The following is a 21,658-nucleotide window of genomic DNA, read 5'->3' on the forward strand; positions in this document are numbered from 1 at the left end:
TCATGAGTTTTCGAAAACGAGTGGATGCTCAGCAAGCACACATTCTCAGCTTGCGAATCGCGGTAATTGTGCTGGGCGCAGTCAGCCTGTTCGCGTTTTACGGCTGGCACAAAGCCCCCGAAGACCTGACCGTGCATGTGCCGCCGGACCTCCGCTCCGGCAGTACTCGCAAATGGTGGGAGGTGCCACCAGAAAACGTGTATGCCTTCGGGTTCTATATCTTCCAGCAGATGCAGCGCTGGGAGAAGAACGGGGACGACGACTACCAAGACAACATCGAGCGTCTGGCGTCCTACGTGACCCCTGGCTGCAAGGAGTACCTGCAGAAAGACTACGAGATGCGCCGTAACGCCGGTGAGCTGCGCCGCCGTGAACGGAATGTCTCAGAAATCCCGGGCCACGGGTTGACCGACCCTGGCGTGCTACGCGTGGAAGAAATCGGAATCAACGATTGGACAGTCAATCTGGATCTACTCGCTGACGAGTCGGTGAACGGCGAGCGGGTCAAGCGTGCAATGACGCGTTATCCACTGTCCATCGTCCGGGCCGACGTCAATCCAGAGAAAAATCCGTTCGGGTTGATGTGGAACTGCTATGCGTCCAACCCGCAGCGCATCGAGGTTGATCTGCAAGCAGCCGGGGTGAAACCATGAATCTGCGCGCGTGCCTCCTTGTTCTGGGCCTCTCTGCAGTTGCCAATGTGAAAGCGGTAGAGCTGCTGCTGTGGGACCGTATCCCCATGGCAATCCCGCTAATTGTCGGTCAAGAGCGCATTGTGTTCGTCGACCAGAACGTGCGGGTAGGCATGCCTCCGCAGCTTGTTGGCCAACTGCGGGTCCAGAGCACTGGCGGCGCCGTCTACCTGCTGGCCAGCCAAGAAATTCCACCGACCAGGCTGCAACTGCAGAATGTGGCCACTGGCGAGATCATGCTGGTGGATATTGCCGCGACACCAGCGGCAGAGGGCCAAGCCAAGCTCGAACCCGCGAAGATCGTCGCCGGCGCGGCCCCTTCTACCTACTACGGCGATACCACCTCGACGCGAGCTCCGACGAAGCGATCCGCGACGTCGGAGGAGGAGGAGGAGGATGTTCCGCCGGCACCGCGACATGAGACACCTGCGCCGGTGGCCCTGACCCGCTATGCGGCGCAAATGCTGTACGCCCCACTCCGGACCGTTGAGCCTGTCGCCGGCATCAGCCAGGTGCGTGTTGATCGAGCCCTGGACCTCAGCACCTTGTTGCCGGTATTACCGGTGGAAGCATCGGTGCTGGGGGCTTGGCGCCTCGACAACAGCTATGTCACGGCAGTCAAACTCAGAAACCTGAGTGCCCAGCAGTTGACGATGAATGCAACAGAGCTGATGGGCAACTTCTCCACGGCGACATTCCAGCACCCGTACCTCGGAGCTCGTGGAAATGCCAGCGATACCACCACGCTTTACCTGGTCACACAAGGAAAGGGGCTGAAAGAGGCCCTGCTGCCGTCTTCGGTCAGCCAAATTGATCCGAAAGCAGGAGGGCGCCGTGGGCAGTCTGAAAAGTAATCCACTCCTCAAGTACCTGCTCATCCCCGTGCTGATCGGCGCGCTCATCATCGTGTTCAAGGGGGGGAGTAAAAAAGAGGAGCCGAAGGCTCCTGAAGATAAACCGATCATCATCGGAGGCGACACCGCACGCAAGCTAGGGGTGGACGGTGATACTCCGGCCGACACCCTCCGCACGGTGGTCGCTGAAAGTCGGGAGGTGAAAGACCAGATCGCGAAGGTGCTGACCGACAACAAGGAACTGAAGGACCAGAATGCAGAGCTCCAGCTCCGGCTTTCGCGCATAGATCAGAATGTCGACAACAAGCTGAATGATGCGAAGGGCGAGCTGCAGGAGCAGGTGAAGAACCAAAGCGTGGGCCTGTTGGACCAGTTCCAGCGTCAGTTGGATAACCTATCGCAGAACCCAAATGCCGCTGGGCAGGACCTCCCCATTGGGCTCGGAGTGATGCCAGGTGACGGCGCGGGTTTCGACAAAGGGACGAAGTCCAATGGACTCGTATGGGTTGAACCCACCGATGCCACTGCCTTGGACGCTAGCGGTAAACCCCTTCAGCCCGGCTCCGCCCAGACGGCCAGTAGCTTCAATTTTCCCACCAGCTTTGGGAGCACCCTGGACAAAGGCCAAACAGTTCTCAGCGCGACGGCCCAGAACGTCGGCGCTGATTTGTCTCCCCAGGATGCCCGCAAGCAAGTACGCAAAGCCTATACCTTGCCCCAGAACTCGACCTTGATGGGGTCGGTGGCCATGTCGGCGCTCATTGGCCGCGTACCGATCGATGGAACAGTCAATGATCCCTTCCCTTTCAAGGTCCTGATCGGTCCGGACAACCTCACCGCAAACGGCATCGAGATACCTGACGTCGTCGGTGCTGTTGCCAGCGGTACCGCATCAGGCGACTGGACATTGTCCTGCGTGCGCGGGCAAGTCCGGAGCCTGACGTTCGTCTTCGCAGATGGCACGGTCCGATCGTTCCCTGCCCCGGCAGAAGAGGCCAACGGCAGCCAGAACAACAACCAGAACAGCAGCAACGGTAACGGGCAGCCAGCGATCCAGGGCGGACTCGGCTGGATCAGCGACTCCTACGGCATTCCTTGCATCTCCGGCGAGCGCCGATCCAACGCCAAGGAGTACTTGACCAACCAGTCCCTGGTGACGGCCGCGGGCGCCGGCATCGCCAAACTGTTGAAGGCTGATGAGCAAAATAGCTCCACTACCTTCAGCAGCGGAGGAACTTCATTCGGGACCACGGGCTCCTCGGGGAACTCCGCCATGGGCGCGATTCTGACCGGTGGGGTCAGCGACATCCGCTCCTGGATGAACAAGCTCTACGGCGAAGCTTTCGCCGCCGTGTACGTACAGCCCGGGGCGAAGGTCGCCGTCCACTTGGACCAGCAGCTCGCCATCGACTACGAGATCAAAGGCCGCAAGGTCGATTACAACGCCGGAGCCAACCATGTATCCGCAAACCTTGACTAAGCCCCGCCTGCAGGCCGGCGCCTGGCTCGTGCTCGCCCTCATTCTAGGCGGATGCACGACTGACAAAGACGAGCTGCTCCCCCACGGGGAAGCCAACATGATGGACGTGTGGCAACACGGCACGTCTGGCGGGAGCTCTGGCAGTTCCAACAGCAGAATGTTGCTGGATGCGCGCCAAGAGCTGCGCCGACCGCTCGATGAGGCTCAGGTGGCCCGCCAACAGGCAAGTGCTGACGCCTTCAACCACACGCCCCAGAACGAAATTTACAGCCAGTTCAAGCGCCTCCCGAACCCTGATCTGGTGATGTACGTGTTCCCACACCTGGCTGGTACGGATCCAGTCCCAGTCCCGGGGTACACCACGGTGTTCCCGATGTATCAACGCGTGCAGTACGCCATGCCAGGCGAGCGGACGGAGGAGTACTGATGCAGTTCATAAGCAAATTGCTGGGCAAAGGCCCTGCAACGCCTATCGAGCCCGTGCTCGGCCAGCCGACAACCGATACCGACCTTGTCGACGACTATCCCGCAACAGCCAGTACTGTCATCAACGAAGAAGACCGCCAGGCTGCGAATGACCGGTACATAGCTCGCCTGGAGTCCATGGGCATCCCTTCACCCATCGACTGGCAAAACCCTAAACGTCGGCCGGCGACAAAAACTGACGTGGCGAGGATATACGAGGTCAACCCGTCGTTCGTGGACATGCTGCCATGGGCAGAATACCTGCCCGAGGAAGAGGCCATGCTCCTCGAGGATGGCATTTCCAGGGCGGCGTTTTTCGAGTTGATCCCGATCGGGACCGAGGGACGCTCCGACGACTGGCTTCAACAAGCTCGCGATGCGTTGCAAGGTGTCCTGCAGGACAGTTTCGACGAACTCGAGAGCTCTCACTGGGTAGTGCAGCTTTATGCCCAGGACGAAACGGACTGGACCGACTACCTGCAAAAACTCCAGGCCTACGTCCAGCCCCGGGCTGAGAACACGGATTTCACCAAGCTCTACCTCGCGCTGTTCCGCCACCACCTCGAGTCTATCTCCAAGCCAGGTGGATTGTTCGTCGACACGGCAGTCAGCAACCTCCCGTGGCGTGGTCAGACACGGAAAGTCCGCCTGGTGGTGTATCGCCGAGTAAAGAAACAGGACGTCGTGGTGCGCGGCCAGGAGCCTGCCGCCTACCTCAAAGCGATCTGCGACCGTCTTAAAGGATCCCTGGCCAACGCCGGCGTGACAACCAAACGCATGGATGGCCATGCGATCAAGCGTTGGCTCGTAGGCTGGTTCAATCCACACCCAGATCACCTGGGGTCGACTGAGCGCGATATCCGACGTTTCTACGAAGAGGTGTGCCAGCCAGCCCGCGAGTTGCAAGAGGGTGAGCTGCCGGTGGCGAGCGGCACCGACTTCTCGGAGAACTTGTTCTACAGAGAACCGCGCTCGGATATCGACAGCGGTCTCTGGTCGTTCGACGGCATGCCGCACCGGGTTGTGATGCTGGATCGCCTGAAAAATGCCCCCCTCACTGGGCATCTGACCGGTGAGACCAAGCAGGCCGACTCATTGAACTCGCTGTTCGACCGGCTGCCGGAGGATACCGTGTTGTGCATCACCATGGTGCCGACCCCGCAGGATCTGCTGGAAGGGCATCTCGAACAGCTATCCAGGAAGGCTATCGGGGATACCCAGGCGTCCAGTCACACCCGGGATGACGTTGAAACGGCGCGGTCCCTTCTCGGACGAAAGCACAAGCTCTACCGGGGAAGTGTCGCGTTTTTCCTCCGTGGTCAGAATAAAGCCGTGCTCGAGGAGCGCACGACTAGCTTGTGCAACGTGCTCCTCGGCGCCGGCATGCAACCAGTCCAGTCACAGGACGAGGTAGCTCCTCTAAACAGCTACCTGCGCTGGTTGCCATGCAACTTCGACCCGAATGAAAACCGCGCCTTGGATTGGTACACCCAGCTTATGTTCACCCAGCACATCGCCAATCTGGCTCCAGTCTGGGGGCGCTCCACTGGCACAGGTAACCCGGGCTTCACCCTTTCCAATCGAGGGGGGGCAGCGCTGACCTTCGATCCGCTGAACAAGCTCGACCGACAAATGAACGCGCACTTGTTCTTGTTCGGCCCCACCGGCGCGGGTAAATCTGCCACAGCCAACTACCTGATCATGCAGGCCATTGCGCTCTACCGCCCTCGACTCTTCATCATCGAGGCCGGCAACAGCTTCGGCCTGCTGGGCGATTTCGCCAAGCGGCTTGGCCTGACCGTCAACCGGGTACGGCTCGCTCCGGGTAGCGGCGTGAGCCTCGCCCCGTTCGTCGACGCCGTGCAGCTCGTAAAAAACAAGGACCAGGTCAAGGTCTTGGATGCCTCGGACGTGGATGCATCGGACCAGCACCTGACCGACGCACTGGCGGGGATGGAGGACGAACAGAGGGACATCCTGGGCGAGCTGGAGATCACAGCCCGCCTGATGATCACTGGCGGCGAATCGAAGGAGGATGCGCGACTCACTCGGGCCGACCGCAGTGCCATCCGGCAGTGCATCATCAACGCCGCCGAGCTGTGCGTAAGTAAAAACCGTCCGGTGTTGACTGAAGACATCAGCGCAGCGCTGCAGGCGATGGCCAGCGACGACAAGCTCCCTGAAAGCCGGCGCAACCGGTTCATGGAGATGGCCGAGGCCATGGGGATGTTCACCATGGGCACCGAGGCTGAGATGTTCAACCGTCCTGGTACCGCCTGGCCGGAAGCTGACATCACAATCGTCGACTTGGCCACCTACGCTCGTGAGGGCTATCAAGCCCAGATGGCCATCGCCTACATCTCCCTGCTGAACACCATCAACAACATCGCAGAGCGGGACCAGTTCAAAGGCCGACCACTCATTGCCTTCACCGACGAAGGCCACATCCCATTGAAGGTGCCACTGCTCTCCCCGTATTCGGTGAAGATCACCAAGATGTGGCGAAAACTAGGTGCCTGGTACTGGATGGCAACCCAGAACGTTGACGACATCCCTCCAGAAGCATCCGCCCTGCTGAACATGATCGAGTGGTGGATCTGCTTGAACATGCCGCCTGACGAGGTGGAGAAAATCGCGCGTTTTCGTGAGCTCACGCCGGCGCAGAAGACGATGATGCTCTCGGCACGAAAGGAAAACGGCAAGTTCACCGAGGGCATCGTCCTGGCCAAGCGGATCGAGATGCTGTTCCGTGTGGTGCCACCCAGCCTGTGCCTTGCTCTGGCCATGACCGAGCCAGAAGAAAAGCGGCAGCGTTACGAAACCATGCAGGCGCTCGGCTGCGATGAGCTACACGCAGCACTGCAGGTGGCCGCGGACCTGGACCACAAACGCGGTATCACTCCCTATCCCATCACCTTACCCGAATCAAAGAAGGCCGTGGAGCGCGTGGCATGAGAGTCATGAATACCCTGACCCAGAACATCATTGATAGCCTGACCCAGCTGCTCAAAGAGCCCGGGCACGACACACTCCAGTCATTGTCGGTTTGCGCACCAGTGCTCATTGACGAGCTGCAACAGATCAAAAATAACGCCCTCGATCGTCGCGACATCATTCCGCTGGTTCAGTCCGTGTTGGATGAGTGGCTGAAGGAGCACCCTCAGCCTGACGGAGCCATTCACGATCTACAGGCCGCCCTGCAGAAGCTCGGCCAGCCTGAGGTCCCCCCTCATGCTCGGGGGGATGAGCATGCGTAAGAACAGGCTCAAACTCATCGTGGTCGGCATCATCGCGATCACTGGCCTCGGCGCTGGCTGGCTGCTGGCAAAGAACAACAGCGCACGCCCCGCCGATGAGACCTGGTATTTCGGTCCGTCCAGTGCCCGCTGGGTGATCACGGAGTACGCCGATCTGGAATGCCCATACTGCAGGGCATACACGCCACAACTGAAGCGATGGGTGAGCGAGCAAGAGAACGTGAAGCTCGCTTGGCATCACTTCCCTCTCGATAGTCATGGCCCTGCAGCAGTATCAGAGGCAAGGCTCGTTCAATGCGCGGGTTCATTGGGCGGGGCTTCGGCGTTCTGGGAAGCGATCGACCAGGTCCTGCTGCGCACACGTGGCAATGGCCAGGGGCTCGCTGATGAGTTGGAGGTACCTGGCATCTCTGCAGAAGGTCTTTCCACTTGCGCGAGGACAAGACTGGATATCCGAGCAGCCATTGAACAGCAATTGGCTGTGGCCAAGGGCCGGGGCATTGCCGCTACCCCTACGATCGAGGTCACCGACAGTTTGACGGGGCACAGCATGCGCCTGGAAGGTCCCGTGGATAGCGCCACACTGCTGTCGGTCGTGGATGACCTCGCAGCCCAGGCCACTGCGAGCAAGGAGTAGCCAGGGTAATGATCAAGATCACGGTCTCCCGCATCGACAATAATGACGAAGAAAGCAATCTACCAAGCAGGTTCTTCCCAAGCGCAGGCTCTGGCCATGGATGGTTTCAGCTTGAGTCGACCGGGGAAGAATTCCCCTCACACGATGAGCTGAGCTGGGCTCTCCAGGAGTGGAACGACGACTGCGTGCTCATGGACTATGACGCGACCACAGGCAAAGGTCGGTTCGTAATAGTCGACTGGTATGCCCCAGCGCCCGGGACCGTGATCGAGCTGCAGCTCGATATGAACCTGGAAGAACTTGATCCAGGTGACGAGGAATGGTTCGACTAGTTCACATTCTTGTAACGACCTGAGATCCGAGGGGAACGGACTTCCCTTCGCCCAGTCTCTGTCGGTGTGATTGTGGAGGTGAACGGGATGATGGAACTACAAGGTTTCGCCAGTAGACACAGCTTTTTGAGTGTTCAACTTGAAAAGCTCTATCAGCAGCTATCCGACTCACACGATGCCGTCGGCTTGTCGGCCTCCGTGACGCAACTCAACAACGATATTTGTGAACTGCAGCGGGATGTCATGGAGGCAGTAATACTTCGAAACCGATCATCCGCCGCAGTGACTTGGGCATCAGCGACCGGATACCCACAACTCACTCACGCTCTCGACGATCATGAGGATCTGGAGGAAGTGTGATGGTCAGCGTGAAACTACCGGTGAGACCCTGACGCAGTTCCTGAGGCATCCAATAGGCAAACTGCACCAGCCACGCGCCATCCTGCAGGCGATGGGTCTCCTGCCGAAACTTCTCAACCGATGCCTCATCAATCCCAAGAATGGCCGCCACTTCTTGGTTGGTGGGTATGGCGTCCTTCACCAGCCTGCCTCCTTGCGTCAAACCGGTATAGAAAATACTCCAGTGCCACCTGAGCGCCATCAACCGCTTATCGGTTGGCGAGTTTATCGCTCTCAATCCAAGAATGAGCGCGTTTAAGGGCCCAGGTCATCGCAGCCGTCATAGTCTGCCCTTTGCAGTCCATATGGCCCTCTTCGAGCAAAAGCTTTCCATCCAGAGCATAGATACCGAGAAATAGCTGAGTCAGGTGCTCGCGAGAGACCCGCACCTGAATGTTAATGAGGGAGCCGTCGGCCATCCGCTCATCGAAGTTCCTGAAGTGCAGATCGGGATCCGCCCACTCCCAGAATACTTGTCCTCTTTTGCGCATGTCCGTTCCAGTGTAAGTGCTGATCCGGGCAGTATGGAGTCACCTCAACGAGTCTGCCAGACCGAAAACGCCTCGCTTACGCCCGTGTGGGGATTCACCGAGAAATCCAAGTACCGTCAGATATCTATTTCCTACTGCGCCTGGCGGGCCGATCCGTTTTCCTGTACCCGTCCCCACTTCAGGTGCAGCCTCATGTTCAATATCCCCCCGCCTTCATCGCGAGTGATCCCGTTGTTCGTCGCCGCGCTGGCCACCGGTACCGCGCATGCCGAGACCTGGGCCATCACAGACGCGGCGCACCCACTCACCTCCGTACCGGCAGATGTGCGTGTCATCAAGCTCGATGATCAACAGCGCATCGAGGAGCAGTTGTCCAGGAAGCTACCACCCAACCCGCACCAAGCCGCGCTCGCCGCTAGGCAACTAATGGGCACGCCGGCCGGAGCTGCCCTTATGCAACAGCTAGCTGCCGCTCAGCAGGGCAATGCCGATGCCTGGAGTGTTGGGGTCTCGAAGGTGCCGGCAGTCGTTGTCGATCGCCGGTTTGTGATCTACGGCCAACCCGACGTGGCTGCTGCCATTCAGGCAATCAACCAGGCAAGGGGACGATGATGAGACGAATCTCGCGACTCACCTTGGCTGGGCTTCTAACCTCGGCGCTACCTTTCTCAGCCTACGCGGCCATCAGCTCAGCGGCGATTCTCGCCTCCACCACCTCGCCTACCTGCTTGGAATACAAAGTAGTCGGCATCTGCTACTGGCTGCTCTGCACACCCGTTGGCTGCACGGTCAAAACCTCAACCAAAGTCCGGCACTACATTCCGGACGCAGTGGTATCCGCCTATGCCAACACAGGGGGGAATCCGTGGACAGAGGTAAGCCCCATGGGGGCGCCGAATGCGACGGCGCAAGCCGGTAATGATGGGACTACCAACCACAACGCCGAGAACAACATCACCAAGTTCAAGGAGGCTGACGTCATCGGCCACCCTGGAGCTGCGGTATTCAGCCGATTTGTAAGCTCTTTTGGCTATTCCTGCCACGGCGCGACGACCCCCTACGTGCCCTACATGCTCAGCACCCTGGACACCCTCGCATGGCGGTACGGGGTTCCCGAATCCGTCTATCCAGAGGCCCTGATCCCCGGCATGCGGGAGGTCGGTGGACTTCTCTCGGCCGACATGTGGGGGAGCGTCTACCCACGGAGCGGGTTCATCCACCAGGTCGACGACTTCAAGGCCGGTGCAGTCATCGCCCAGCGTGCCGGTGACATCACGACGCGGGTAGGACAACCCCACGTATACCTGCCTATGCGCTCCCTGCCGGAGCCTGGCTACTGGCCTGCCGGGGAACTGAAAGAAGGTGATGCCAGCACAGGCAAGTGGCAGGAGCTGACGCCAACCATCAGCCCTACCTGCGCCGTGTTCCCCTCCCCTGGCCCGAATGCCGATGCAGTCGACGAAGCCTATGCCTGGGCCCTGTGGCGGCCCTATTCATGCTGCCAGCGCAAAGGCCAGACCTTCCTGGGAAGCACTGACTTCCAATGAGATAAGACCTGGAGAGCTATATGAACAAATTTACCATCGCCATCATTCTCGCTACTGGCATGGGCAGTACCTGGTGTATGGCTGAGGCCGCCGACCCAATCAAGGTGGAGTCCCAGGGCAGCGTGATCGGGGACGACGTGCTCTACAGTATCGGCGGCGGCAGCGCTGTCCAGATGGGCAGCGCTGGCCAGATGGAAAGCATCACCGTCGGCGCCGGCTGGCAGAACAACCTGGTCTGCGGAAACATGGACCTCAGCAACACCCTGCAGAACCAGCTGAACGGCGCAACACAGGGCTTCCAACAGATCATGGGCAGCGTCATCCAGAACGCGACCGGCGCTGTCACGTCGTTGCCGGCACTGATCCTGCAGCGGGCAAATCCCGCCCTCTACAACCTGCTGACCAACGGGATCCTGCAGGCGCGCCTCGACTACGACCGATCGAAGGGAACCTGCAGGGCGATGGCCGAACGGATGGCCGACATTGCCGGCGGCCAGATGGGGTGGGGCAAGGTTGCCGAAGGTCAGAAGATGGGGCAAGCCCTGGCATCGAGCAACGATGCCGTGGCAGTGGTCGACAAGGTCGAGCAAGCACCAGGATCGAACGGCGTGACTTGGGTCGGCGGTAAACAGGCCGGTGGCAATGGGCAGCAGCCCATCAAAGTGGTTGGGGATGTTGCCAAAGCAGGCTACAACCTCCTCAACAATCGCGCAGCTCAGGACACCTCGAGCATCCCGCAGTCCAGCTGCTCCAATGGACTGGTATGCGGCAGTTGGGAGTCTCCGGCCGAAGCCGCCCAGTTCGCAAACCGGGTCCTGGGTGAACAGCAGCTACAGACCTGTGAAGGATGCACGACTACATCGACTCCGGGTGTGGGCTTGACCCCGCTGATCCAGGAAACATACGACAAGAAGCTCGCGGCCCTGCAGGAGCTCTTGAAGCCCGGGACCCAGATCACCTCCGAGAAGCTGCGTGAAGCAAGCAGTGACTCCCTCCCCATTACCCGCGGCGTAGTTACTGCCCTTCGTGACGAGCGGGATCAGGCGGTGTTGGCCTCCCGCCTGGCATCCGAGGTCGCCTTGGCTGATGTCCTGGAGAAAGGTCTGCTGCTGCAGCGCATGCTGATTACAGGCAGCAAGGAACCCAACGTGAATGCGAACAAGCTCGCCGTTGAGGCCACACTCGGCCAGGTCGACACGCTTCAGCAACTCATCACCAACCTCAAGACCGAGCTCGACATGCGGCAGCAGCTCGCCAACAACTCTCCGATGAAGATCATCGAGCGCAGCAAGTCGCGCGCCGAAAGTTCCCGCTCGATCTACGAAGCGGCGCCTGAACAGGATCGCCTGATTCAGCTGCAGAAGCCTGCCGGCAAGGAGTGACCATGGCGGAAGATGTCGAGAAAAAAGCCCACCCCCTCAAAGTCCTCCTGGGAGGCGTGTTATTGAGCGTGGTGATGCTGTTGCTGAGCGTGTTGCTCGGCGTCATCGCGGTCAATCATCTGGGCGTGTTCGACACCTGGTTGAAGTGGCGTGAGGGCAATTACCTGCCACTGTTGCTATGGCGACTCGCCCTCTATGGCAGCATCGTCTTCGCGTGGGTGAAGCTCAAGGCGCGTCTGCCTGGGAGCGACGAAGATCAGTCGTCCAAGGGGGTTCAGCGGATCGAGTTCCTGGTACTCCTGTTGTTCGTGATCATCGAGATCTCGAAGGCGCCAATCACCTGGTCGGAGGTCCTATGACGCTCTATACGAACGACTACCTCGAGTATTACCTCACCCTGGTAGGGTGGATCATCAACAACGGGATCTGGGACATGATTTCGGACACGGGCCTTTTCGCCCTGCCCTTTATCATCATCGTGGCCCGTGAGTGGATCAAAGTCCGAGGAGAAGGCGCTGACGAGGGCAACAAGGGGGTGCTGTCCCTGGCTCGCATTGAAACCCAGCTGTACGTTGGGTATGTGGTTGTTTCACTGTGTGCTGTGCCAGCCATCTCCGTGGGATTTGACACTCTGCAGTTCGACCAGGCGCGAGGGAAGCAGTGCCAGGTACTGACGCCGGCGCCCTCGGAGACAGGCTGGAACACCACCTTCAGCTCGTTGGCCGGCAAGAGCGCGAAGGTGCCGGTGTGGTGGGCGCTCGTACACGCGCTGTCCAAGGGGTTGAATAGCGGCGCTGTTGCAGCAATCCCCTGCGGTACAGATCTCAGGCAAATGCGCATGGAGGTCGACGCGATGAGGATCGGCAATCCTCTGCTCGCGCAGGAGGTGGCAGACTTCACCCATGATTGCTTCGGCCCTTCCCGCGCGCGCCTGTTCATGCGTCAGCCCGACATTGGGTCGATCGCCAAAGACCAGAAGGCCCTACAGGACCTGAACTGGATCGGGTCCCACTACCTGCTGAACACGGCTGGTTACTACGACACGGATTACTCCAGAACACCCCGTACATCCTGGCCGTATGACACGAAACGAGATGATGGCATGCCCCAGGTTACCGGTGGTGGTGGGTATCCCACTTGCAAACAGTGGTGGTCTGACGGGAACATCGGCCTGCGGGACCGACTGAAAGCCCAAGTCGATCCTAGTTTGCTGAACCAGTTCCTCGGGTGGGCAAAGTGGCTGTCCCAGGAGGAAGTCACCGACTCGATGATTCGCCAGCTCGTGTCGCCTTCTAGCCAGGTCAACGGCGACGTCTACACCGATTATGGTGGACAGGTCGATGGAACCGTCTGGAACGGCCTTGCACGTGCAGGCGGAACATTGGGGGTCGCCGTCGGGTCGCTGGCCTTCTTCCCGGCGATGGACATGGTGCGCCAAGCCTTACCGATGGTAGTGGCCTTCCTCAAGATGGCCATGGTCATCAGCATTCCACTGGTGCTGATAATCGGTGCGTATCAACTGAAAGTTGCCATGACCATGTCAGTAACAATGTTCGCGTTAATATTTGTAGACTTTTGGTTCCAACTGGCAAGATGGGTCGACAGCACAATCATCGACGTTTTGTATGGTTCGGGCTCACCACACCTATCCTTTGATCCAGTGATGGGCTTGAACACCACCACTCAAGACGCGATTCTGAACTTCGTCATGGGTTCGATGTTCATCATCCTCCCGACCTTCTGGATAGTTGCTCTCGGCTGGGCTGGAGTGCAAACAGGGACGATCCTTAACGGTCTAACCAAAGGAACCGACGCTGTAGGAAAAGCTGGCAGCGAAGGGGGACAAATGGCTCAGAAGGCAGTGAAGTCAATCGGTGGGCAGTAGCGTTGATAAAAGCTTGGTCCTTTACTGAGACCAAGCTTTTCAAGGAAGATCCCGATCAAGACCGTCAGTACGCTCGCCCCACATATTGAGAGGGCAGCCCATAACTCCGTCCCGACCATAGGGGGCTTCTTTATCCTCGGAGAACATATCAACCTTATCCAGGTCAGCTTTGGAAAGTGCGTACAGGCCGAGAGCAAGTGAAATGACCGTCAGCAGCACCGACATAAGCCAGCTTATCGAGTTGGCTAAAATGAGCGCAATTACCATGGCGAGGACTACCCGCTTAACCCAACGGACTGTCGGATTCAAGTCATGCATGCAGAAGCGCGCCACACCTCCCAGGGCCCGGCCTAAGCGGAAGGCAATCGAGTGTTTGGCGGCTGCAGTCATGATTCAATCTCCTTGCCCTATGAGAGCATCTTGCCATCAGATATACGACAGCTTTGGCATTTTCGCAAGGGGTATGGCATAAAACGCCATCACCACTCATCAGGTTCACATCCATGGCCACCCACAATGTCGTCGTTCCACAGCCAATGGAGCAGTCCATTGATGACCTAGTCAGCACGGGTCGTTACCAGAACTTCAGCGAGGTCGTGCGTGCAGGCATCCGGATGCTGCTTGAGCATGAAGCAGCTGAGGCAGCCAGACTCGAAGCGCTGCGCAACGCAACATCAGTGGGCATCATGCAGGTCGAAGCAGGCCAATACGATGAAATCGATCCGGCCAATCTGGCAGCCTACCTCAATAATCTTGGAAGACTGGCGGGCGAAAAGCATGAGTAGGGCCATGGTTCGCATGTCCCCCCAGGCATGCATCGACATCGCCGATACGCTTCGCTTCACTGAGGTGAGGCTCGGTCAGTCCGTCAGGAGTCGGTATCAAGACCTGCTACAGCAGACGTTCCTCGCCCTAGCTGAACAGCCGACGCCGGTAGACAGCAAAATGCGTGATGAGCTTTCCCCGGGCCTTCGTAGCCTGCATCTGTCATTCAACGTGCTGCAGATGACTGACGGCCGCGTGATTAGACCTCGACATATCGTGTTCTACCGAGCTGGGACAGATCAAATCGTTGAGATACTACGAGTCCTCCACGATGCTATGGAGGTCGCACAGAATTTGAAACACCTGCATCAGCAGTAAAGGGTAAATGGCTCAACAGAAAATGGGCTTGAATGGATAATGGAATGGATCACAAGGGTAAAAGCCTTACCTGAAAGGGCCCAAAAACTGAAAGGGCGTCAAGGAGTTAGTCGATGAGTTTCTTAGGGAAAATGGTCCGCCTTGCGACGGTACACCCCCCGTTCATAAACAGCATGAGCAAGGACTTTAGAGACGAAGCAAATGCAGCTTTCGCCGCAAAGCTTAAACGTAGCAAGTTATACATGATCGGGGCTAGGCCACGGACAGAGTTTGGCGATGTACGAATCGTCGACACAGTAAATGACATTGCCCGGATAGAAATTAAGTTAGCAGGAGAGACAGTTGACTGGGGCTATATTAATCTGCAAGCAAATGTACCCCTTGGGGGAGCGGTACATGCGGCCTGGGACGACCAAATAATTCAGATCGGACACAACCGTCCAGGTCCTGGTGAGAAGATGCACTCACACACCTGGTATACCCCCGATTCAGTATACTGGGAAAAATCTAGGGGGAACCCAAACTTACAAGGATTCAACAATCACGCCATTGTTTGCAACTACGACCTACTTTATGTTGGGATAGCAAACAAGCAGGATAGTTTCGAGCGACTGCTAAATAAAGCTCATCAAGGTCGTGTTGAGATCCTTACAGAAGAACAGATTCGCTACCCAACCCCATCGAATCGAGTTTCAGACGAAATCGTATTATTCTTCTTCGACATTGATCCACTTATTATTCAGACATGGGCGCCTGAGGATGAAATGGATGACATGGTTTTGGATATTAATAGCTCGCGCACTATAGCAGATGCCGAAAAAGCATTTGTTAGCCTACTGAAACCCGAGTACAACAATGTTCAATTCAAAGAGTATCCAAGAGGAAAGGATGGCCTTTACGGTTCGGGCTTCAACGTCTATCAATACGTAATATTTGAAAATTTCACTTTTAACACACCATCTGGAACGTTTAATGGCTCAAGAAACGAATTTGGGCTGGGTAGCTCCGGGCACACCATCGTCGTAGAGGGGGACAACGTGACCCTCTACCCTCCCGAATGATGGCCATCTGCCAAGAAATCCGTTCCCCTCGGAATTCGCTTTACCGTTGATGCCATCTTGGCATTAAGAGAAAAGCCCGCTCCATGCACACCCCATGGAGCACCCTATGCAACTCCTCTCCTGGTTGAGCCGCAAACCGGCTAAACCAACACCAGAAGCCTCACCACAGGGCTTCCATCTGCCGGCGAAGGCTACTGCTCTCCTGCAGAGCCCACTCCGTCAGCAGCTCCTGGAGAACATCTGGCGCCGGGCTTCGCTCTCACGAGCTCAGTTCAATACCCTCTACCTTAAACCGCTCGAGCGCTACGCTGAGCTGGTGCAGCTGCTCCCTGCCTCTGAAAACCATCACCATGCCCACCTTGGCGGACTCCTGGACCACGGCCTGGAGATCGTGGCCTATGCCCTAAAGATCCGGCAGACGCACCTTCTGCCAATAGGCGCTCCACCGGAGTCCCAATCCGCTCAAGCAGAAGCCTGGACTGCAGCGGCCGCCTACGGCGCGTTGCTACACGACTTGGGGAAGATCGCTGTTGACCTCCGCGTCGAGCTCGAAGATGGCCGCGCATGGCACCCATGGCACGGCCCGATCAACCGCCCCTACCGGTTCAAGTATGTGAAAGGTAGGGAGTACCAACTGCACGGGGCTGCTTCAGCTCTTGTGTACATGCAAGTCCTGGACACCGGAATCCTGGACTGGCTCAGCGGTTTCCCTGAATTATGGAAGCAACTGATCTACCTTCTCGCCGGCCAGTACGAGCACGCCGGCATCCTCGGCGAAATGGTGATCCAGGCGGATAAAGCTTCCGTTGCCCAGCAACTGGGAGGCAATCCTGAACGCGCGCTGGCGGCCCCAAAGCAATCGCTGCAGCGACAACTGGCCGACGGTCTGCGATTCCTGGTGCGAGAAAAACTCAAGCTCAATCAGCCAGATGGACCGGCAGATGGTTGGCTGACGCAAGATGCGCTTTGGCTGGTGAGTAAGCCAGCAGCAGACCAGCTCCGGGCATACTTGCTGACCCAGGGTATTGAGGGAGTGCCAACCTCCAATGCTCCGTTCTTCAACATGCTGCAGGACCAGGCAATCATCCAGACCAATGCCCAGGATAAGGCGATCTGGAAAGCCACCATCGATAACGGCCGCGGTTGGAAGAACAGCTTCACCTTCTTAAAGGTCTCGCCGGTACTCGTCTGGCCGAATCCGGACGAACGCCCCCCTCTATACGGTGGCAGCCTCACCCTGGACCAGGAACCGGAGACAGTCGCGCAGGCGGGCACCAGTGCGGAAACCGTCTGTGCGGTACCGGATGAGCCAGTCGCCCCCTCGGGCGATGCAACTCAACCGCCGGCACGACCTCGAGCCCTAGTCCAGCCAACTCCAACCGAAGGGATCCGATCATCTGAGCGCGAAGAATTACTGTCACTGTATAGTAATATCACTGCGCCATCAGAAGAGCTAAGTGCTAGCCCAGGCTCAGCAGCCGCCTCCCCTCCTCAGCAAGGACTCGAAGAGGTAGAGCCGGCTGACGATTCTCTAGCAGCCACAGCAAGGAATGCTGCAATAAAAGATGTCACCACCATGCCTACGAGTAGTTCGCTGGGAGGAGCTTTCATCGCCTGGCTCAAAGCCGGGGTCGCCTCCCACAAATTGATCATCAACGATACCAAGGCCCTGATTCACACCGTCGACGACACAGCAATGCTCGTTACCCCTGGGATCTTCAAGCGATATGTGCTTGAGCACCCGGAGCTTGAGAGGATCGTCGGTAAACCGGGGACAGCGGCCTGGCAGCATGTACAACGCGCATTTGAGAAAGAGAAGAGCCACCAGAAAACCAGCAAGCAGCTGAACATCTGGACCTACGATGTAGTAGGCCCACGGAAGACCACGCAGCTGAGGGGCTACTTGCTTCTTGATCCGAAGCTGATCTTTGCTGAGCAGCCCCTGAACAACCCAAGCTTGCGACGAGTGACGGAAGGGGCCGCTGAATGACGCCCCAGAAATTGCTCCGGGAATACCTCGTCGATCACGACCTCCGGCCTGCCAGCGCGAAAATCTACGGCGCGGCAATGAAGAAGCTGGAAAAGAACTTCGGTAACGCTGTTGATGTGGAGACCATCGATCGACGGGACGTCCTTGCCTTAAGGAACAAGCTGATTGAAGGAGGTCTGTCGAAGCGCAGCTGGAACACTTACTCCAATCACCTCCGAACAATATGGGGGTACGGCATCGAGTACGGGATTCTTCCCAACACCGATGTGAACCCATTCAAGAAGACGACGGTAATTGCACCGAAGCGACAGAGCAAAATCATTGCCGGCGAAGCGATCGTCCGTGCAAGGCGGTGGCTCAGAAGTCTTGCTGACCAGGAGGAGTCGACTGGGGACCGGGCCAGAATCACACCAGCGTGGTTCTGGCTGGCAACTTTCGAGATGTTCTACTACACCGGCATACGGCTGAATGCACTGCTATGCATCCGGCTCAAGGATGTGGACTGGGATCGACGGCTGGTTCTCGTCCGCGGCGAAACCGAAAAAACACACCGCGAGTTTCGCATTCCCATCATGGATGGGCTAGCGCCGCACATTCAGCGCCTCGTCGATGAAGCTCGTCGAGCGGGCTTTGCCGCCGATGACCAGCTGTTCAACGTCAATCGTTTCTCCCGCCATTACAAGCGGCATGAAATGAACTCGGACCAGGTCGAGGCGATGTACAAGAAGCTGATCATCAGGCTCGGGGTGCGGATGACTCCGCACCGGTTCAGGCACACGCTTGCAACCGATCTGATGAAGCAGCCGGAAAGAAACATCCACCTGACCAAGAACCTGCTGAACCATTCGAACATCGCAACCACTATGAGCTACATCGAAGCCGACTATGACCACATGCGAGACGTACTGCACGAGCGCAGCATGCAGCAGGGGGCATTGAGGCTTGTACGTCGGGTGGATGAATGTAGTGCACCAAATTCGCGTCCTGGTGAAAGCGGTACCCGCACAGAGCCTGGTCGACGAATAACGATCGAAGAAGATGATCAAGGAGGTGGCTGCTCGGCACCAGAACGTCTGCTGATTGAGTTCAGGCAGAGCTGTGCCAGTGCTTTGCTACCGCCCGAAGATCTCTTTCAACCAAGCCTTCTGTTCAGCCTGATGGCATCGACAACAGGGTCTACACCTTTTGCTCGATCTCATTCTGCTGTCGCAGGCACTGTGTACAACGCCCGTGCCTCCCCGAAGTTCTGAACCGACGAATGGCAATGAGCCACTACATGGTTAGCTGAAGCAGGGCAGATAGCACATAACTGTTCCAGGTCACTGGTGCTAGGAAACTGGCGCCATGCCTTTGGCTGCGCGTGTTTTGGAGACGTCGCGAAGCGAGGTTTCGCGGAGGTGAGCAGCCCGCAAATCCCCTAAGTCATTGAGTTTTTTGGCCCAGGAACGAAAAAGCCCGCCATAAGTGGCGGGCTATTCCATATTGACATCACGCCGAAGCGAGCCTAAGGTTCGCTCCAGACGGCTGCAAGACTAGACATGGCTGTGGCAAGCCCCCCTCTCTAGCACTCACGAACCGCTGTGAATAATGGTGGGTCGTGTAGGATTCGAACCTACGACCAATTGGTTAAAAGCCAACTGCTCTACCAACTGAGCTAACGACCCGTTGGATGGCGCGTATAATACTGATTTCTAACGGGAAATCAACACCTGAGGCAACCTTTTGTCAGAAGTAGCGAGTCGGGTCTTCTACACCGGCCGCCTTGAAACCATCGGCACGCAGGCGGCAACTGTCGCATTTGCCACAGGCCTGGCCTTCATCGTTGGCCTGATAGCAGGACACCGTCAGGCTGTAGTCCACGCCACGGGCAATACCCGCTCGCACGATCTGCGCCTTGCTCATGTTCTGCAGCGGCGCCTGGATCCGGAAACCCTGCCCTTCGACACCCGCCTTGGTGGCCAGGTTGGCCATGCGCTCGAACGCCTCGACGAACTCCGGGCGGCAATCCGGGTAACCGGAATAATCCACGGCATTGACGCCAATGAAGATGTCGCGCGCTTCCAGCACTTCCGCCCATCCCAGCGCCAGCGACAGGAACACGGTGTTGCGGGCGGGCACGTAGGTCACCGGAATGCCCTCGCCCGGGGTCTCTGGCACATCGATGCTGCTGTCGGTCAGGGCCGAGCCGCCGATACCATCGAGGTTGAGGCCAATGACCTTGTGCTCGACCACGCCCAGGTCACGGGCGACGCGGGCGGCGGCATTCAGCTCGGCGCGATGGCGCTGGCCATAGTCGAAGCTCATGGTGTAGCAGCTGTAGCCTTCGGCCTTGGCCATGGCCACGACCGTGGCCGAATCGAGGCCGCCAGACAGCAGGATTACTGCGCGTTTCTCAGTCATCTCTTTTACTCCTCAATCAACGTCCGGGTTCGTCGTTCCACAGCAGCTTGTGCAGCTGCATCTGGAAGCGTACGGGCAGGTTGTCGGCGACGATCCAGTCGGCCAGGTCAGTAGCGCTTACCTGGTGGTGGCTGGGCGAGAACAACACTTCGCCCGCACGTTCGGCCAGGTTGTACTGGATCAGCTTGGACACCGCCCAGTCGTAGTCCTCGCGGGAACAGATGACAAACTTGACCTGGTCGTTGCGGGTCAGCTGCTCGATGTTCTCGTAGCGATTGCGGTGCGACTCTTCCGACCCCGGGGTCTTGAGGTCGACCACACGGCTGACGCGCACATCGGTGCCCGAGATATCGAGGGCGCCGCTGGTTTCCAGCGAGACCTCGTAACCGGCATCGCACAGGCGCTGCAACAGCGGCAAGGCGTTCGGCTGGGCCAACGGCTCGCCGCCGGTGACGCAGACGTAACGGGGCTTGAAGCCGGCCACCTGCTCAAGGATCGAATCGAGGGTGCGAATGGTGCCGCCAGTGAAGGCGTAGGCACTGTCGCAGTACTGGCAGCGCAAGGGGCAACCGGTCAGGCGCACGAATACCGTGGGCAGCCCAGCCGTTCGTGTTTCACCCTGCAAAGAGTAAAAGACTTCGGTGATGCGTAATGTGTCTTGCATGCTCGCCACGGGCGTGACAGCTAAACAGGCTGTCCGCCTCCGTCAGGCACTGTCGCGGACTCGACATGGCGTTATCCGCTACAGCGTGTTTATAAAAAAAGGGCAGTGATTCTAACGAAAAAACCCGCGACAGGCGCGGGTTTCTTGCAAAGGTGCAACTTAGAGCTTCTGCAGGTCGCGTTGCGCCAGTTGCGCGGCGGAAGTGCCGGGGTACTGGGTGATGACCTGCTGCAGGATGCCCTTGACCTTGTCGGTGTGGCCCATGCGGCGCTCGACGTCAGCCAGTTTGTACAGCGAATCTGGCACCTTGCTGTGCTTGGGGTACTTCTGGCTGACCTGGGCGAAGGCCTGGCTGGCCGCTGGCAGGTCGCCCTTGGCCAGGTTCACCTCACCCAACCAGTACTGGGCGTTGCCGGCGTACTGGCTGTTCGGATACTTGCGCAGAAAGGCGTTGAACGCCTGGCTGGCCTTGTCGAAGTCCTTTTGCTTGATCTGGTCGAAAGCGGCGTCGTAGTAGAGCTTTTCTTTCGCCGGATCACCGGGCTCGCTGCTGGCGGCCGGTTGCTGTGCAGCGGCACCAGCGGCGCCTGCTGCTGCACCGACGGCGGCATTGGATGCACCACCGGTGGAAGAATTATCGGGGGTCGCGGCAGGCGCGCCACCGCTGTTGATGCGACGATCAAGATCCTGGTAACGCTCCAGGTTTTCCTGCTTCATGCGCGACACATCGTTCTGCAGCTCTTCGATGATGCCTTGCTGACGGGAAAGTTGATCCTGCATCTGTTGCAGCTGCATGAACAGCTGGCCCTGTGCCGAGGCAGGGGTCGAAGCCCCTGCGCCGGCATAGGCGCCGCTCGTGCCATAACCGGAAGGTGGGTAAGCACCCCCATTGTCATCAACTACAGGAACCGCAGCCCACGCCGAAAGCGGCAGGCTGAGTGCGAGGACGGTTACAGCACGACGGCACATACGCATAAGA

Annotated in this window: 24 protein-coding genes and 1 tRNA gene; 18 read left to right on the plus strand and 7 right to left on the minus strand. The window is 58.2% G+C overall.

Features of this window, described 5'->3' with window-relative positions:
- Positions 1 to 2 precede the first annotated feature (2 nt).
- Genes BGP85_RS22500 through BGP85_RS22535 form a run of 8 tightly spaced genes read left to right on the plus strand, consistent with a single transcriptional unit; the run spans position 3 to position 7,717 of the window.
- Entirely contained in the window at positions 3 to 653 is a 651-nt protein-coding gene (locus BGP85_RS22500; protein WP_023628669.1) for a PFL_4703 family integrating conjugative element protein, read from the plus strand.
- On the plus strand, positions 650 to 1,546 hold the full coding sequence (locus BGP85_RS22505) for a TIGR03749 family integrating conjugative element protein (protein WP_023628670.1): 897 nt from the start codon (positions 650 to 652) through the stop codon (positions 1,544 to 1,546). The genes BGP85_RS22500 and BGP85_RS22505 overlap by 4 nt, the downstream gene beginning before the upstream one ends.
- The gene (locus BGP85_RS22510) at positions 1,527 to 3,026 is read left to right on the plus strand and encodes a TIGR03752 family integrating conjugative element protein (RefSeq protein WP_023628671.1); all 1,500 of its coding nucleotides are present in this window, start codon (positions 1,527 to 1,529) and stop codon (positions 3,024 to 3,026) included. Before BGP85_RS22505 ends, BGP85_RS22510 begins: the two co-directional genes overlap by 20 nt.
- Positions 3,004 to 3,453 carry a TIGR03751 family conjugal transfer lipoprotein gene (locus tag BGP85_RS22515; protein WP_103445271.1) on the plus strand — a complete coding sequence of 150 codons (450 nt, stop codon included), beginning with the start codon at positions 3,004 to 3,006 and terminating at the stop codon, positions 3,451 to 3,453. The genes BGP85_RS22510 and BGP85_RS22515 overlap by 23 nt, the downstream gene beginning before the upstream one ends.
- Positions 3,453 to 6,446 (plus strand): conjugative transfer ATPase, encoded by a 2,994-nt coding sequence (locus tag BGP85_RS22520; RefSeq protein ID WP_371858383.1) that lies wholly within the window; start codon positions 3,453 to 3,455, stop codon positions 6,444 to 6,446. Before BGP85_RS22515 ends, BGP85_RS22520 begins: the two co-directional genes overlap by 1 nt.
- Positions 6,443 to 6,748 carry a hypothetical protein gene (locus tag BGP85_RS22525; RefSeq protein WP_023628673.1) on the plus strand — a complete coding sequence of 102 codons (306 nt, stop codon included), beginning with the start codon at positions 6,443 to 6,445 and terminating at the stop codon, positions 6,746 to 6,748. The genes BGP85_RS22520 and BGP85_RS22525 overlap by 4 nt, the downstream gene beginning before the upstream one ends.
- Entirely contained in the window at positions 6,741 to 7,385 is a 645-nt protein-coding gene (locus BGP85_RS22530) for a DsbA family protein (RefSeq protein WP_052062247.1), read from the plus strand. Before BGP85_RS22525 ends, BGP85_RS22530 begins: the two co-directional genes overlap by 8 nt.
- Before the next feature lie 8 nt (positions 7,386 to 7,393).
- Positions 7,394 to 7,717 (plus strand): hypothetical protein, encoded by a 324-nt coding sequence (locus tag BGP85_RS22535; protein ID WP_023628675.1) that lies wholly within the window; start codon positions 7,394 to 7,396, stop codon positions 7,715 to 7,717.
- 316 nt (positions 7,718 to 8,033) lie between these two features.
- Here BGP85_RS22535 and BGP85_RS22540 read toward each other — a convergent pair whose 3' ends face one another.
- Entirely contained in the window at positions 8,034 to 8,258 is a 225-nt protein-coding gene (locus BGP85_RS22540) for a hypothetical protein (protein WP_038705586.1), read from the minus strand.
- Between the two features lie 67 nt (positions 8,259 to 8,325).
- Positions 8,326 to 8,607 carry a hypothetical protein gene (locus BGP85_RS22545; RefSeq protein ID WP_023628677.1) on the minus strand — a complete coding sequence of 94 codons (282 nt, stop codon included), beginning with the start codon at positions 8,605 to 8,607 and terminating at the stop codon, positions 8,326 to 8,328.
- Positions 8,608 to 8,799: 192 nt separating this feature from the next.
- On the opposite strand from BGP85_RS22545, the gene BGP85_RS22550 reads away from it, so the two are divergent.
- From BGP85_RS22550 to BGP85_RS22570, 5 genes are read left to right on the plus strand one after another with little or no spacing between them, the layout of a single operon-like run.
- On the plus strand, positions 8,800 to 9,219 hold the full coding sequence (locus BGP85_RS22550) for a TIGR03757 family integrating conjugative element protein (RefSeq protein WP_023628678.1): 420 nt from the start codon (positions 8,800 to 8,802) through the stop codon (positions 9,217 to 9,219).
- Complete coding sequence (locus BGP85_RS22555; RefSeq protein ID WP_038707443.1) at positions 9,219 to 10,154, plus strand: TIGR03756 family integrating conjugative element protein; 936 nt, start codon at positions 9,219 to 9,221, stop codon at positions 10,152 to 10,154. The genes BGP85_RS22550 and BGP85_RS22555 overlap by 1 nt, the downstream gene beginning before the upstream one ends.
- 20 nt (positions 10,155 to 10,174) lie before the next feature.
- Positions 10,175 to 11,536 (plus strand): integrating conjugative element protein, encoded by a 1,362-nt coding sequence (locus tag BGP85_RS22560; RefSeq protein WP_023628680.1) that lies wholly within the window; start codon positions 10,175 to 10,177, stop codon positions 11,534 to 11,536.
- Positions 11,537 to 11,538: 2 nt separating this feature from the next.
- Positions 11,539 to 11,895, plus strand: a complete 357-nt coding sequence (locus BGP85_RS22565) for a hypothetical protein (RefSeq protein ID WP_023628681.1) — start codon at positions 11,539 to 11,541, stop codon at positions 11,893 to 11,895.
- The gene (locus tag BGP85_RS22570) at positions 11,892 to 13,421 is read left to right on the plus strand and encodes a conjugal transfer protein TraG N-terminal domain-containing protein (protein WP_023628682.1); all 1,530 of its coding nucleotides are present in this window, start codon (positions 11,892 to 11,894) and stop codon (positions 13,419 to 13,421) included. Before BGP85_RS22565 ends, BGP85_RS22570 begins: the two co-directional genes overlap by 4 nt.
- Positions 13,422 to 13,460: 39 nt before the next feature.
- On the opposite strand, the gene BGP85_RS22575 is transcribed toward BGP85_RS22570, so the two are convergent.
- Positions 13,461 to 13,811: a hypothetical protein gene (locus BGP85_RS22575; RefSeq protein ID WP_023628683.1), complete on the minus strand. Its 351-nt coding sequence runs from the start codon at positions 13,809 to 13,811 to the stop codon at positions 13,461 to 13,463.
- A gap of 113 nt (positions 13,812 to 13,924) precedes the next feature.
- Between BGP85_RS22575 and BGP85_RS22580 the strand changes: the two genes are divergently transcribed.
- The 5 genes from BGP85_RS22580 (at position 13,925) to BGP85_RS22600 (ending at position 18,865) form a co-directional block, all read left to right on the plus strand.
- Complete coding sequence (locus BGP85_RS22580; protein ID WP_070086529.1) at positions 13,925 to 14,206, plus strand: type II toxin-antitoxin system ParD family antitoxin; 282 nt, start codon at positions 13,925 to 13,927, stop codon at positions 14,204 to 14,206.
- A gap of 13 nt (positions 14,207 to 14,219) precedes the next feature.
- Entirely contained in the window at positions 14,220 to 14,564 is a 345-nt protein-coding gene (locus BGP85_RS22585; RefSeq protein ID WP_232244444.1) for a type II toxin-antitoxin system RelE/ParE family toxin, read from the plus strand.
- 113 nt (positions 14,565 to 14,677) lie between these two features.
- Positions 14,678 to 15,625, plus strand: a complete 948-nt coding sequence (locus tag BGP85_RS22590) for a hypothetical protein (RefSeq protein WP_023628686.1) — start codon at positions 14,678 to 14,680, stop codon at positions 15,623 to 15,625.
- A gap of 94 nt (positions 15,626 to 15,719) precedes the next feature.
- Positions 15,720 to 17,615, plus strand: coding sequence for a MobH family relaxase (mobH, locus tag BGP85_RS22595; protein WP_028690576.1), 1,896 nt, complete (start codon positions 15,720 to 15,722; stop codon positions 17,613 to 17,615).
- The gene (locus BGP85_RS22600) at positions 17,612 to 18,865 is read left to right on the plus strand and encodes a site-specific integrase (protein WP_023628688.1); all 1,254 of its coding nucleotides are present in this window, start codon (positions 17,612 to 17,614) and stop codon (positions 18,863 to 18,865) included. The genes mobH and BGP85_RS22600 overlap by 4 nt, the downstream gene beginning before the upstream one ends.
- A gap of 338 nt (positions 18,866 to 19,203) precedes the next feature.
- Here BGP85_RS22600 and BGP85_RS22605 read toward each other — a convergent pair.
- The 4 genes from BGP85_RS22605 to ybgF form a co-directional block, all read right to left on the minus strand.
- A tRNA-Lys gene (locus BGP85_RS22605) sits at positions 19,204 to 19,279 on the minus strand.
- A 61-nt stretch (positions 19,280 to 19,340) separates the two neighbouring features.
- Positions 19,341 to 20,015 carry a 7-cyano-7-deazaguanine synthase QueC gene (queC, locus tag BGP85_RS22610; protein ID WP_103445272.1) on the minus strand — a complete coding sequence of 225 codons (675 nt, stop codon included), beginning with the start codon at positions 20,013 to 20,015 and terminating at the stop codon, positions 19,341 to 19,343.
- A 16-nt stretch (positions 20,016 to 20,031) separates the two neighbouring features.
- Positions 20,032 to 20,679, minus strand: coding sequence for a 7-carboxy-7-deazaguanine synthase QueE (gene queE, locus BGP85_RS22615; RefSeq protein ID WP_079229347.1), 648 nt, complete (start codon positions 20,677 to 20,679; stop codon positions 20,032 to 20,034).
- 159 nt (positions 20,680 to 20,838) lie between these two features.
- Positions 20,839 to 21,654 carry a tol-pal system protein YbgF gene (gene ybgF, locus BGP85_RS22620; RefSeq protein ID WP_103445273.1) on the minus strand — a complete coding sequence of 272 codons (816 nt, stop codon included), beginning with the start codon at positions 21,652 to 21,654 and terminating at the stop codon, positions 20,839 to 20,841.
- Positions 21,655 to 21,658 lie beyond the last annotated feature (4 nt).

Source organism: Pseudomonas putida, assembly GCF_002906855.1.
Lineage (GTDB): Bacteria > Pseudomonadota > Gammaproteobacteria > Pseudomonadales > Pseudomonadaceae > Aquipseudomonas > Aquipseudomonas putida_N.